The following is a 12703-nucleotide window of genomic DNA, read 5'->3' as shown; positions in this document are numbered from 1 at the left end:
GTCAGGCCGGGTCGGGCAGCCGCCCCGTTCCGTGCTGCCGGACTACTTGGTGAACTCCGGCAGGAGCTTGGCCATTTCGGTCTCGATCGCGGTCAGGCCCTTGTCCAGCGACTTCTTGCCGGTGGCGACGGCGGGCAGCTCGGCGTCGAGCTTGCCGAACAGCGAGCTGTACTCGGGCAGCTCGGGCCGCGGCTGGGCGACGGGCAGGACGCCCTGGTAGCCGGCGATGCCCGGGTCGGCCTTGACCTTGTCGGTGTAGGCGTCGTCACGCGTGGGCAGCGTGGAGTTCTTCAGCGCCACGGTCTCCTGCGACTTCGCGGAGGTCATGAAGTTGACGAACTTCAGCGCGGCCTCCTGGTGCGCCTTGTCCGAACCGGCGTAGACCGACAGGTTGTGACCGCCGGTGGGCGCGCCGGGCTTGCCGGCGGAGCCGGCCGGAACTGGTGCGATGCCCAGGTTCTGCTTGTCCTGGAAGGCCGAACCCTTGTAGAAGTTCGTGATCTCCCACGGGCCCTGGATGATCGAGGCGACCTCGCCGTTGACGAACGCGTCCTGGATGTGGGCGTACGCGTCGGCGGTGCCGTCGGCCTTGTGCAGGCCCTTGCCGTCGAACAGGCCCTGCCAGGCCTCGAAGCCCTTCTTGGCCTCGGCGGAGTTGACCGTGACCTTCTTGCCCGCCACGTCGACCGTGTCGGTGCCCTCACCGTAGAGGAACGGCATGGCGTAGTAGCCCTGGGTGGAGCCCCAGTAGCCGTCCTTGCCCGTCTTCGCCTTGACGGTGGCGGCGGCCTTCTTCAGCTCGTCCCAGGTGGTGGGCGCCTCGTCGATGCCCGCCTCGGCGAAGAGCTTCTTGTTGTAGACGAGGGCCAGGGTGTCCGTGACGATCGGGACGCCGTAGGTCTTGCCCTCGAACTGGGCCTGCTTGATCAGGTTCGGCTGGAACTTGTCCTGGTCCGCCAGGGCCTCGGTGCCGTCCAGCGGCAGGAGGTAGCCCTTCTTGGCGAAGGCGGGCGTCCAGCCGACCTCGGCGCGCAGCACGTCCGGGGCGCCGGAGGCGCCGGCGGCCGTGTCGAACTTGTTCTGCGCCTGGTCGAAGGGCACGTTGACGTACTTGACCTTGATGCCCTTGTTGGCCGCCTCGAACTCCTTGACCAGGGCCTTGTAGGTCGGGGCCTCGTTGGTCGCGTTGGTGGTGTCCCACCACGTGATGGTGACGGTGCCGCCGTCAGCCTTCGACTCGCCGTCCCCGCCGCAGGCCGTCGCCGTCAGAGCGAGGGACGCCGCCAGCGCGGTGGCCGCTATGCCACGCCGCATGAGTTCTCCTTGAGGGTGAGTGCCCGGTGCACTGGCCGGCTGCGTCCTTGCAACCGGCGGGCGACCGGAAACGTAACAGCGCTGCAACCCGAGCGAAAGACCTTGCAGAAAAAAGCTGCCGAACCGTGTCCTACTCGCCGCCGGGCCGTCTCCGCCGCCCTCGATCTGGCCGAACACCACCCGCTCGAATCGGTGCGAATCACCACACACCACTCGCCGTGTGGCGTGAGCCGCACTTCCCGGACACGACCTCGTACGCGTGTGCAAGACTTTGCAAGTTCTTGCGGGCTTGTATGTAACGGCCCGTCATCGAGAGGCCACGAGGAGACGGAAAGCGGATGAGGCAGCAGCCCGCGTACAGGACGCGCGCGCGAAGGCCGGTACAGTCGCCTACCGTGACCGCACGGCTTGCCGACATCGCCGCGCAGGCGGGAGTGAGTGAAGCGACTGTCAGCCGGGTTCTCAACGGGAAGCCGGGAGTCGCCGCCGCCACCCGCCAGGCCGTGCTGGCCGCGCTCGACGTCCTCGGATACGAACGTCCCGTCCGGCTGCGCCAGCGCAGCGAGGGCCTGGTCGGGCTGATCACGCCCGAGCTGGAGAACCCGATCTTCCCCGCCCTGGCCCAGGTCATCGGCCAGGCGCTGACCCGGCAGGGCTACACGCCGGTGCTCGCCACCCAGACGCCGGGCGGCTCCACCGAGGACGAGCTCACCGAGATGCTGGTCGACCGGGGCGTCGACGGCATCATCTTCGTCTCGGGCCTGCACGCCGACACCTCCGCCGACATGGGCCGCTACGAGCGGCTGCGCGCGCAGGGCGTGCCCTTCGTCCTCGTGGACGGCTTCTCCCCGCGGGTCCGCGCCCCGTTCATCTCCCCCGACGACCGGGCCGCGATGTCCCTGGCGGTCACGCACCTGGCCTCGCTGGGCCACACCCGGATCGGGCTGGCCCTCGGCCCGCACCGGTTCGTGCCGGTGCTGCGGAAGGCCGAGGGGTTCGTCGCGGCGATGCGGGAGCGGCTGGGCCTGTCCGAGGAGGAGGCCTCCTCGCTGATCGAGCACTCGCTCTACACCCTGGAGGGCGGCCAGGCCGCCGCCACCGCCCTGATCGACCGCGGCTGCACGGCGGTGGTCTGCGCCAGCGACATGATGGCGCTGGGCGCGATACGCGCGGCCCGGGGGCTCGGGCTCCAGGTGCCGGAGGACGTCTCCGTGGTCGGCTTCGACGACTCCACGCTGATCGCCTTCACCGATCCGCCGCTCACCACCGTCCGCAAGCCGGTGCCGGCCATGGGCCAGGCGGCGGTGCGCACGCTGCTGGAGGAGATCGCGGGGACGCCCGCGCCGCACAGCGAGTTCGTCTTCATGCCGGAGCTGGTGGTGCGCGGCTCGACCGCCTCCGCGCCGTCCGGCGGCGTCCGGGGGCCGCTCCCCTAGGGGACCTCCCCGGATGTTTCCCCGGCCTTCTCCCGGCCTTCTCCCGGCCTCTTCCTGGCCTCCTCCGGGACTTCCACGGTGCCCTCCGGGTGTTCTCCGGTGTTTCCCGCCGGTTCCTCCCCGGTTTTCCCGGCGGTTTTCCCTGAACGAAATGCGACCGGGATCCATCCGGAGGATGATCGGTCGGGTAAGACGTTTCTGGCAGACTGACGTGCCATGGGTGAGGGACCGTGACCGCTTTGGAGGGCCGCCCGCGGCAGGCCGTTTCCGGCACCGTCGCGGGCGTCGACGAACGACCGGGCGCACTGCGCCGGGTGCGCACTCCGCGTCGGCCGCGGATCTGGTTCGAGATCCTGCTGATCGGCGTGAGTTACTGGACGTACTCCCTGATCCGCAACGCGGTTCCGGAGCAGAAGGCCGTCGCGCTGCGCAACGCCGACTGGCTGTGGGACGTGGAGAACCGGCTCGGCATCGCCGTCGAGGAAACGGTCAACCACGCCGTCAACTCGGTCGAGTGGCTGATCGTCGGCATGAACTACTACTACGCGACACTGCACTTCGTGGTCACCCTGGGTGTCCTGGTGTGGCTGTTCCGCAGCCGTCCGATGCTCTACTCCGGTGCGCGCACGGTGCTGTTCGCGACGACGGCGGTCGCGCTGGTCGGCTACTACCTGTTCCCGCTGGCGCCACCCCGGCTGATGAACGGCTCGCTGTTCGTCGACACGGTGCTGGTGCACGGGACGTGGGGGTCGATGGCCTCCGGCGACCTCAAGAACATGTCCAACCAGTACGCGGCGATGCCCTCGATGCACATCGGGTGGTCGGTCTGGTCCGGCCTCACGATCTACGCGCTGGCGCGGGTGCCGTGGGTGCGGGTGCTGGCCCTGCTGTACCCGGTGGCCACCCTGGTGGTCATCGTCGCCACCGCGAACCACTTCTGGCTCGACGCGGTGGGGGGCCTGATGTGCCTCGCGTTCGGCTGGACGGTGGCGCGTCTCTGGTACGGCGCGGCGGCGGTGCCGTGGCCCGGGCACGAGGACGGGACGGCGGCGCTGCCGGAGCAGGCCTCGGCGGAGCCGGCGCTCGCCGGGACGCCGGTCGGGGCGCCGTCCGGGACGCCCGCCGGGACGCCGGTCGGGGCGCCATCCGGGGCGTCGGCGGTCCGCGGAGCCCCCTGAGCGCCGGGCGCTCGGCCCCGCGGGCGTGCGCCCGCCCGGTGACGCCCTCCCGCCACCACCTCCCGCCACCGCCGCCCGTGACCGGGCGGCGGTGACCTGCCGGAGGTGACCGCCGCCGGGCGCCCCCGTGTCGTCCGGCGGCCGCCGTGCACCGCCCGTTTCCCGTCGCGTGGCCGCCGGGGAGCGGGCGGTGGCGCGTCGTGGGCGCGGGACGCGGATTCCCGCCATCCATTTTCGGACGAGGCGTGTCATTTCCCCCCGAAACGGCCACTCGGGTCCGGACAGGCGGTCCGCGGTACGGGGCCGCGGGCAGGACACCGAGGAGGAGTGGTCGCCGATGAGTGAGTCCGTACAGCCCGGAACCGGGACCACCGGGGACAAGGTCAGGAACGAGGCGTCCTCGACGGTCGACAAGGCCAGGCAGGGCGCGAGCCAGGTCGCGGGGACCGCGGCGGAACAGGCTCAGGCGGTCGTGGGTGAGGCGCGGCAGCAGGCGGGCACCGTCGTCGACGACCTGCGGAGCCGCGCGAAGGACGAGGCGGACGAGCAGACGCGGCGCGCGGCCGGCGCGCTGCGGCAGTGGGCGGAGGACTTCTCCGGCCTGGCCGCGCACGCCCGGGGCGACTCGCCCGCCCGCACGCTGGTGGCCCAGGCGGCCGACCGGGGGAACCAGGCGGCCGACTACCTGGAGAACCAGGGGGTCGACGGTCTCGTGTCCGACCTGGAGGGGTTCGCCCGCCGTCGCCCCGGCGCCTTCCTGGGCGGTGCCGTGCTGGCCGGGATGGCCGTGGGGCGCCTGGCGCGGGCGGCGAAGGCCGCCTCCGGGCCCGACGGGTCCGACGGGTCCGGGCGGGAGCAGCCGCGGGTCTCCGGCACGGCGGGCGTGCACACGCCGATCACCGCCCAGCCGCCGCCCGGTCCCCCGGCCGGAAGCGTTCCCGGATCGGTGCCGGGAACCGTGCGGGGCCCGTCCGGCGCCGCGCCGGACCGCCGACGCCCGTACCCGGAGGTGTGAGGTGGCCTCGACTCCTCCCCCGTCCGGTTCGTACGAGCCGCAGGAGCGGGACAGGTCCGTGGGCGAGCTGCTGTCGGTGGTGACGGCGGACCTGCAGGTCCTCTTCCGTCAGGAGATCGAGCTGGCCAAGGCCGAGATCAAGGAGGAGGCGACCAAGGCGGGCAAGGCGGCCGGCATGTACGGCGGCGCGGGCTTCGCCGGCTACATGGTCCTCCTGTTCCTGTCGCTGGCCCTCCTGCTCGGCCTCTCCAACGTCATGGACGGCGGCTGGGCGGCGTTGATCGTCACCGCGCTGTGGGCCGTCGTCGCGGCCGTCCTGTACCGGAAGGGCCGCACCGAGGCGCACACCGTCTCGCCGAAGCCCGAGCGAACCGTCGAGACCTTGAAGGAGAACGCGCAATGGGCACGTCACCCGACCGAATGAGGGCCGAGATCGAGGCCACTCGTGACCAGCTGTCCTCGGACGTGGACCAGCTCACCCGCCGGGCCAGCCCGCGGCGGGCGGTGCGGCGGCGCACGAACCGCGTGCGCGGCACGGCGGCCGGCATCCGAGACCGGGTCATGGGCACCGCCTCGTACACCGCGCACGGCGTGTCGGACACCACCTCGCAGGCCGCCCACCGCGCCTCGGACACCGCCTCGCAGGCCGCGCGGAGCGTGTCGGACACCGCGCAGTCGGCGGCCGGGTCGCTGCAGGAGGGCGCCGGCCGCGCGGCCGGGACGGCGCGTGAGGCGATGGACCAGGCGGAGCAGGCCGTGCAGCAGGCACCCGACATGGCCCGTCGCCAGACCCGGGGCAACCCGCTGGCCGCCGGCCTGGTCGCCTTCGGACTGGGTCTGCTCACCTCCTCGCTGCTGCCGGCCACCCGGACCGAGCAGGAGAAGGCGGCGGAGCTGATGGACCGCGGCGGCGAGGCTCTGGAGCCGGTGAAGAAGGCCGCCGCCGAGTCCGCGCAGCACCTGAGGGAAGGCGCCACGGAGATCTCGCAGAGCGCCGCCGCGGAGGTGAGGGACAGCGCCGCCGAGGCCGCCCGGACCACCCAGGAAGCCGCCCGCGACCAGGGCGGCCAGGTCGCCGGGCAGGCACGCGACTCCGGCCGGAACATCGCGGACGAGGCCCGGCGCTCCGGGCCCGGCTGACCCGTCGGCCTCTCCCGGGCACTCGGCTCACCGGCGGCCGGAGGGAGGCGCGGGGCCTCGCGGGGCCGGCGGTCCACGGACCGCCGGCCCCGTCGTGGTGTCGCCGTCGTGGTGTCGCGGGCGCGGCGCCCCGGGCCCGGCGGCTACACGGCGCTGTCGTAGAAGAGCCGCTCCACCACCGCCCGGGCCCGCCGGGTCGTGCGGCGGTACGCGTCGATCATGTCGCCCGCCCGCCCGGGACCGAACCCCAGGTACCGGCCGACCGCCGCCAGTTCCCGCACCTCCGTCGGGAAGGTGTCCCCCGCCCGGCCGCGCACCAGCATCACCGCGTTGCGCACCCGCGTCGCCAGCACCCAGGCCTCGTCCAGCACCTCCGCGTCGTCCGCGGACAGCAGCCCCGCGTCCCGCGCGGCCCGCAGCGCCTCCCGGGTCCGCGTGGTCCGCAGCGACGGCACGTCCGCGCCGTGCCGCAGCTGCATCAGCTGGACCGTCCACTCCACGTCGGTGAGGCCGCCGCGCCCCAGCTTGGTGTGGAGCGTCGGGTCGGCCCCCCGCGGCAGCCGCTCGGACTCCATCCGGGCCTTGAGCCGCCGCACCTCCCGCACCGCGTCGTCCCCGAGCCCGCCCGCCGGGTACCGCAGCGGGTCGATCAGCTCCAGGAACCGCCGTCCCAGTTCGGCGTCCCCGGCCACCGGGTCCGCCCGCAGCAGTGCGTGCGCCTCCCAGGCCAGCGACCACCGCCGGTAGTACGCCGCGTACGAGGCGAGCGTCCGCACCAGCGGTCCCGTGCGTCCCTCGGGCCGCAGGTCGGCGTCGACGATCAGCGGCGGGTCGGTGCTGGGCAGCTGCAGCAGCCGCCGCATCTCGGTGACGACCGCGTTGGCCGCCTTCGCGGCCTCCGCCTCGTCGACGCCTTCCCGCGGCTCGTGCACGAAGATCACGTCGGCGTCGGAGCCGTAGCCCAGCTCGTGCCCGCCGAAGCGGCCCATGCCGACGACCGCGAACCGGGTGGGCAGCTCGTCGCCCCACCGCTCGCGCACCACCGCCCGCAGCGTGCCGGCCAGGGTCGCGGCGGTGAGGTCGGAGACGGCGTCGCCGACCCGGTCGACCAGCGCGCCGCGGTCCGGCTCGGCCGGCTGGGTCTCGGTGCCGTAGGAGCCCACGATGTCCGCCGCCGCGGTCCGGAACAGTTCGCGCCGCCGTACCCCGCGGGCCACGTACACGGCCTGCTCCGCGGTGCCCGCGCGGCTCACCGCGGCCAGGATCTCCTGCTCCAGCCGTTCCCGGGATCGCGGTTCGAGGCCTCCGCCGACGCGGCGTCCGCCCTCCCCCTCGCCGTCGCCGAGGAGGGCGACCGCCTCGGGGGCGCGCAGCAGCAGGTCGGGGGCGAACCGCCCGGCGGACAGCACCCGGGCCAGGTTCTCCGCCGCCGCTCCCTCGTCGCGCAGCAGCCGCAGGTACCAGGGGGTGGCGCCCAGCGCGTCGGACACCTTGCGGAAGTTGAGCAGCCCGGCGTCCGGGTCGGCGGAGTCGGCGAACCAGCCGAGCAGCACCGGCAGCAGCGTCCGCTGGATGGACGCCTTGCGGGAGACGCCCGCCGACAGCGCCTCCAGGTGCCGCAGCGCGGCCGCCGGGTCGGCGTACCCGAGCGCGACCATCCGCTCGCGCGCCGCCTCCGGCCGCAGCCGTGCCTCGCCGGGGGCGAGCTGGGCGACGGCGTTGAGCAGCGGCCGGTAGAACAGCTTCTCGTGCAGCCGCCGCACCACCGAGGAGTGCTTGCGCCACTCCTTGCGCAGCTCGGTGACGGGTTCGGCGCGCAGCCCGAGGGAGCGGCCGAGGCGGCGCAGGTCGTTCTCGTCCTCGGGCATCAGGTGGGTGCGGCGCAGCCGGTACAGCTGGATGCGGTGCTCGGTCTCGCGCAGGAACCGGTAGGCGGCCTCCAGGCCGGCGGCGTCCTCCCGGCCGACGTAGCCGCCGGTGGCCAGCGCCTTGAGGGCGTCGAGGGTGGTGCCGCTGCGCAGCGAGGTGTCGGCGCGGCCGTGCACGAGCTGGAGCAGCTGCACCGCGAACTCGACGTCCCGCAGGCCGCCCGGACCCAGCTTCAGCTCCCGCTCCAGTTCCGCCGCCGGGATGCCGGCGACCACCCGCCGCCGCATCTGCTGCACGTCGGCGACGAAGTTGTCCCGCTCGGCGGCCTGCCACACCATCGGCTGCAGCGCCGCCGTGTAGGCCGCGCCCAGTTCCTCGTCGCCGGCGACCGGGCGGGCCTTGAGCAGCGCCTGGAACTCCCAGGTCTTCGCCCACCGCTGGTAGTAGGCGACGTGGCTGTTCAGGGTGCGTACCAGCGGGCCGTTGCGCCCCTCGGGGCGCAGGTTGGCGTCGACCGGCCAGATCGATCCCTCGACGGTCGTCTCCGAGCAGATCCGCATCAGGTGCGAGGCCAGCCGGGTGGCCGCCTGCAGCGCCGCCCGCTCGTCGGCGTCCCGTGCGGGGTCGGCGACGAAGATGACGTCGACGTCGGAGACGTAGTTGAGTTCGTGTCCTCCGCACTTGCCCATCGCGATCACGGCGAGCCGGCACAGCGCGGCGTCCTCCGGCGCGGCGGCCTCGGCCAGGGCGAGGGCGGCGCGCAGGGTGGCGGTGGCCAGGTCGGCGAGCTCCCCCGCCGTCTCGGCGACGTCGATCGTCCCGCACACGTCGCGGGCGGCGATCGACAGCAGGCAGCGCCGGTACGCCACCCGCAGCGCCACCGGGTCGCGGGCCCCGGCCAGTCCCTCCTCGAACTCGGGCACGCCCTGGTGCAGGTCGCGCGGTTCGTAGGTGACCAGCGCCCGCCAGTCGTGCGGGTGGCGGGCCAGGTGGTCGCCGAGCGCCTCGGAGGCCCCCAGGACGCCCAGCAGCCGGTCCCGCAGCGGCTTGGCGGCCAGCAGCGTGTCGAGCAGCCGCGCCCGGTCCGTGCGGTCCGGCTGCGCCTCGAGCAGCCGCACCAGGCCGCGCAGCGCGAGGTCCGGGTCGGCGGTGGCGCCGAGCGCCTCCAGCAGCAGCGGATCGCCGCGGACCGGGCCCAGTTCGGGGCCCTCCAGCAGTTTCCCGGCGGCCGAGGGGTCCGTGAACCCGTGCCGCAGCAGCAGGGTGAAGGTGCTGCTCCGCCGCCCCGGAGTCGTCATCCGCGCCGCCTCTCCTCCGTCGTGACCGTCCGTGGGCGAGCCTAGGGCCTGTCCGGCGGATCCTGCGCGTGGGTCGCCCCCGCCGGGCGTCCTCCGCTGGCGGCGTCGGTCCGGGTGGGCTTCGGTGAGTCCATGACCACCATGGAGATGACCCTCGAGGTGATCCCGGTGCCCGTCGCGGACGTGGACCGGGCCAAGGAGTTCTACGCGGAGAAGGTCGGCTTCCACGTCGACTTCGACGGCGAGGTGGCCCCCGGCCTGCGCGTCGTCCAGCTCACCCCGCCCGGCTCCGGCTGTTCCGTCGCCCTCGCCGAGGGCATGGAGATCCCCACCGGCACCCCCCGCCCCGGCACCTACCACGGCCTGCAGCTCTGCGTCCGCGACATCCACCGCGCCTACGAGGAACTCACCGCCCGCGGCCTGGACGTCAGCGAGCCGGTCTCCTACGTCGAGGGCCAGGACGGCGCGACGTTCATGTACTTCAGCGACCCGGACGGCAACGGCTGGGCGGTCCAGGAGTACCGCCGCCGTGCCACGGAGCCGCTGCACCAGGTGCTCGCCGAACAGGCGGCGAAGCGGCAGGGGTAGGCGCCGGGGGGCGGGCGCGGGCCGGATCCCGCCGGCGACCGCGGCCGTGCGGTGCCCGCCCCGTACCCGTGCGAGCCCTTCGGCGAGGGCGCCGCCCGGCACGGGCCGGTCCCGGAGGGTGAGGCCCGGGTGCCCGGAGGCGAAGGGGTCCCCCTCCCGCGTCCGCGCCCGCGCGGCCAGGTCGCCGTCCGGGCCGCGGCGCCGGCAGGCGGCGGCCCGGCCCGTGTCGTGCCACGCCTGGACGGCGCCGTCGGCGAGCCGCCACGCCGCCGCGTCCCGGCCACCGCCGCCGCCACCGGCGACGCGGGGCCCACCCTTGCGGCCACCTATCGTTTTTCGATACATTCCCATCGTTCCTCGATTGACTGAAAGGGAGGGGCGATGGGAAAGCTGGCCGTGCTCGCCTTGCGGGCCGTCATCACCGCGCTGCTCGCGGGATCGCTGTTCGTCCAGGCCGTGATGCTGCCGTTCATCTTCATGGACATGCAGCGCGAGGGCGGGGACGTCGCGCCGCTGCGGGTGCCGTTCGTCGTGATCGTGTTCCTGGGGATCGTCGCGGCCCAGGTGGTGCTGGTGTCCGTCTGGCGGCTGGTGACGATGGCGCGGCGCGGGACGGTGTTCTCGCACGCCGCGTTCCGGTACGTCGACCTGATCACCGGCGGTTTCGCGACGGCCGCCGTGCTGGTCTGGGTGCTCGGCGTGTTCCTGGCGTCGCTGAACTCCGGGGGGCCGGAGGAGGACCAGGTGGCGCCCGGGGTCGTGCTGCTGGTCGGCGGGGCGGGACTGGCCGTGTTCGGCGTCGCGCTCGTGGTGCTGGTGCTGCGGACGCTGCTCGCGCAGGCGGTCGACCGCGACGTCGAGGCGTCGCGGATGCGGGCCGAGCTGGACGAGGTGATCTGATGCCGATCGCCGTCGACATCGACGTGATGCTGGCCCGCCGGAAGATGTCCGTGGGCGAGCTGGCCGAGCGGGTCGGGATCACCCCCGCCAACCTGGCCGTCCTCAAGAACGGCCGCGCCAAGGCGGTCCGCTTCACCACCCTCGCCGCGCTCTGCGAGGTCCTCGACTGCCAGCCGGGCGACCTGCTGCGCTGGGAGCCGGAGGAGCCCGGCGCCGCCGACGCGGCCCGCGCCGGCGCCGACCGGGCGTAGACCGGCCCCGCGCCGCCGGAGGGGGCGGCCGGCCGGGCTGGTTCGGCGGGAAACGGGGAACACGGTTGGTCACCGCTCCCCGTTCGGCCCTCGTCTGGAGGACGTCATGCCCGCCGAACCCGTCGAGTCCCACCTCGACCCCCGCTACAGCGATCCGGACGCCATCCCGCCCGAGTGGCCGGAGGCGCAGCGCCTGCTGGCCGCGGCCGAACTCTTCTGGATCTCCACCGTCCGCCCGGACGGCCGCCCGCACGTCACCCCGCTGCCGGCCGTCTGGGCGGACGACGCCCTCCACTTCTGCACCGGCCCCGACGAGCGCAAGGCCCGCAACCTCGCCGCCAACCCGCACGTCACCCTGACCACCGGCACCAACCTGTGGGACACCGGCTACGACCTGGTCGTCGAGGGCGAGGCGGTCCGGGTCACCGACGACGCCCGGCTGCGCGGCCTCGCCGCGGCGTGGGAGCGCAAGTACGGCGACTTCTGGCACTTCGAGGTCCGCGACGGCCGCTTCCACCACGGTCCGGGCGCCGCCGTCGTCTTCGCCGTCGCCCCCCGCACCGTCTTCGGCTTCGGCAAGGGCCGCCCGTTCAGCCAGACCCGGTGGCGGTTCGCCTGACCCCGCCGGGCGGCGTGCGCCGACCGGCGGCCCCGCCCGCCGGGCGTCCCGTGCCGGGGCGTGACGGCGGGGGCGCGGTGGCCGTGCGGCCGCACCCGCGGGACCCGGGCCGCGGTGCTCCCGACGCGGTCCGCCGGCCGGCGCACGTCCATGTCGGATTCCTGCCGGACGGGCCGCCCCGTGCGCTGATTGTCTGAGCCGCATGAGCAACACGGACAAGACGGAGCTCTTCCGCTCCCTCCACACCCCCGCCCGCCCCCTCGCCCTCGCCAACGCGTGGGACGTCGCCACCGCCCGTGTCGTCGAGGCCGCGGGAGCCCCCGCGGTCGCCACCACCAGCGCGGGGGTGGCCTGGTCGCTCGGCGCACCGGACGGGGACCGCGTGTCGCGGGACCTGGTGCTGGGTGTCCTCGCCCGGATCGCGGCGGCGGTCTCCGTCCCGGTCACCGCCGACATCGAGGGCGGCTACGGGCGCAACCCGGCCGAGGTCGCGGAGACCGTCGCGCGCGTGATCGAGGCCGGGGTGGTGGGCGTCAACATCGAGGACGGCACCCGTCCGCCGCGGGCGCTGGCCGAACGGATCGAGGCCGCACGCGAGGCGGCGCGGACGGCGGGCGCCGGCCTCTTCGTCAACGCCCGCGTCGACACGTACCTGCTCGGCCTCGGGGACCCCGCGACCCGGTTGCGGGACACGCTCGCACGGGCGCGTACCTACGTCGGCGCCGGAGCGGACGGCGTCTTCGTCCCCGGTGTCACCGATCCGCGGGTGATCGAGGAGCTGGCGGCGGGCCTGACGGTCCCCCTCAACGTCATGGCGGGACCGGGCGCTCCCCCGGTGGCCGCGCTGGGCGCCCTGGGCGTCGCCCGGGTGAGCCTCGGTCCGGGCGTGGCGCAGGCCGCCCACGCCGTGGTGCGGCGGGCGGCGCTCGGCCTGTACGGCGCCGGCGACTACGACGGGGTGCGGCAGTCCCTCGAATACCCGGACCTGAACGGCCTGTTCACCTCGTCCGGCTGATCACGCGGCGCACCCGCCCGCGCCCGCTCCGCGAAGCCCCGTGGGCCGCCCCGCCGCGCGGGGCGGCGGGGCGGCCCGCG

General features: G+C 74.4%; 12 protein-coding genes. 10 read left to right on the top strand and 2 right to left on the bottom strand.

What is annotated here, in order from left to right:
* Nucleotides 1-42: 42 nt before the first annotated feature.
* Nucleotides 43-1314, bottom strand: coding sequence for an extracellular solute-binding protein (locus A2U95_RS15520; RefSeq protein ID WP_166022948.1), 1272 nt, complete (start codon nucleotides 1312-1314; stop codon nucleotides 43-45).
* 395 nt (nucleotides 1315-1709) lie between these two features.
* Between A2U95_RS15520 and A2U95_RS15515 the strand changes: the two genes are divergently transcribed.
* The 5 genes from A2U95_RS15515 to A2U95_RS15495 all read left to right on the top strand — a co-directional run bounded on the left by A2U95_RS15515 (nucleotide 1710) and on the right by A2U95_RS15495 (nucleotide 6083).
* Nucleotides 1710-2750 (top strand): LacI family DNA-binding transcriptional regulator, encoded by a 1041-nt coding sequence (locus tag A2U95_RS15515; RefSeq protein ID WP_166022946.1) that lies wholly within the window; start codon nucleotides 1710-1712, stop codon nucleotides 2748-2750.
* 230 nt (nucleotides 2751-2980) lie between these two features.
* The gene (locus tag A2U95_RS15510) at nucleotides 2981-3928 is read left to right on the top strand and encodes a phosphatase PAP2 family protein (protein ID WP_166022944.1); all 948 of its coding nucleotides are present in this window, start codon (nucleotides 2981-2983) and stop codon (nucleotides 3926-3928) included.
* A 337-nt stretch (nucleotides 3929-4265) separates the two neighbouring features.
* A complete protein-coding gene (locus A2U95_RS15505; protein WP_166022942.1) occupies nucleotides 4266-4943 on the top strand; it encodes a hypothetical protein in 678 nt (225 codons plus the stop codon).
* Nucleotide 4944: 1 nt separating this feature from the next.
* Nucleotides 4945-5367 carry a phage holin family protein gene (locus A2U95_RS15500; RefSeq protein WP_166022940.1) on the top strand — a complete coding sequence of 141 codons (423 nt, stop codon included), beginning with the start codon at nucleotides 4945-4947 and terminating at the stop codon, nucleotides 5365-5367.
* Nucleotides 5343-6083, top strand: coding sequence for a DUF3618 domain-containing protein (locus tag A2U95_RS15495; RefSeq protein WP_166022938.1), 741 nt, complete (start codon nucleotides 5343-5345; stop codon nucleotides 6081-6083). Before A2U95_RS15500 ends, A2U95_RS15495 begins: the two co-directional genes overlap by 25 nt.
* 143 nt (nucleotides 6084-6226) lie before the next feature.
* On the opposite strand, the gene A2U95_RS15490 is transcribed toward A2U95_RS15495, so the two are convergent.
* Entirely contained in the window at nucleotides 6227-9250 is a 3024-nt protein-coding gene (locus tag A2U95_RS15490) for a bifunctional [glutamine synthetase] adenylyltransferase/[glutamine synthetase]-adenylyl-L-tyrosine phosphorylase (protein ID WP_166022936.1), read from the bottom strand.
* Between the two features lie 141 nt (nucleotides 9251-9391).
* Here A2U95_RS15490 and A2U95_RS15485 point away from each other — a divergent pair, with 141 nt between their 5' ends.
* The 5 genes from A2U95_RS15485 to A2U95_RS15465 all read left to right on the top strand — a co-directional run bounded on the left by A2U95_RS15485 (nucleotide 9392) and on the right by A2U95_RS15465 (nucleotide 12623).
* The gene (locus A2U95_RS15485) at nucleotides 9392-9838 is read left to right on the top strand and encodes a VOC family protein (protein WP_166025253.1); all 447 of its coding nucleotides are present in this window, start codon (nucleotides 9392-9394) and stop codon (nucleotides 9836-9838) included.
* A 381-nt stretch (nucleotides 9839-10219) separates the two neighbouring features.
* Nucleotides 10220-10738: a DUF2975 domain-containing protein gene (locus tag A2U95_RS15480; protein ID WP_166022934.1), complete on the top strand. Its 519-nt coding sequence runs from the start codon at nucleotides 10220-10222 to the stop codon at nucleotides 10736-10738.
* Complete coding sequence (locus tag A2U95_RS15475; protein ID WP_166022932.1) at nucleotides 10738-10989, top strand: helix-turn-helix domain-containing protein; 252 nt, start codon at nucleotides 10738-10740, stop codon at nucleotides 10987-10989. The genes A2U95_RS15480 and A2U95_RS15475 overlap by 1 nt, the downstream gene beginning before the upstream one ends.
* A 106-nt stretch (nucleotides 10990-11095) precedes the next feature.
* Nucleotides 11096-11608 (top strand): pyridoxamine 5'-phosphate oxidase family protein, encoded by a 513-nt coding sequence (locus A2U95_RS15470; RefSeq protein WP_166022930.1) that lies wholly within the window; start codon nucleotides 11096-11098, stop codon nucleotides 11606-11608.
* 202 nt (nucleotides 11609-11810) lie between these two features.
* Nucleotides 11811-12623, top strand: a complete 813-nt coding sequence (locus A2U95_RS15465) for an isocitrate lyase/PEP mutase family protein (RefSeq protein ID WP_166022928.1) — start codon at nucleotides 11811-11813, stop codon at nucleotides 12621-12623.
* The last annotated feature ends 80 nt before the right edge of the window (nucleotides 12624-12703 follow it).

This window comes from Streptomyces chilikensis, from assembly GCF_001642695.1.
Classification (GTDB): domain Bacteria; phylum Actinomycetota; class Actinomycetes; order Streptomycetales; family Streptomycetaceae; genus Streptomyces; species Streptomyces chilikensis.
This window is presented reverse-complemented; position numbering and strand designations above follow the sequence as displayed.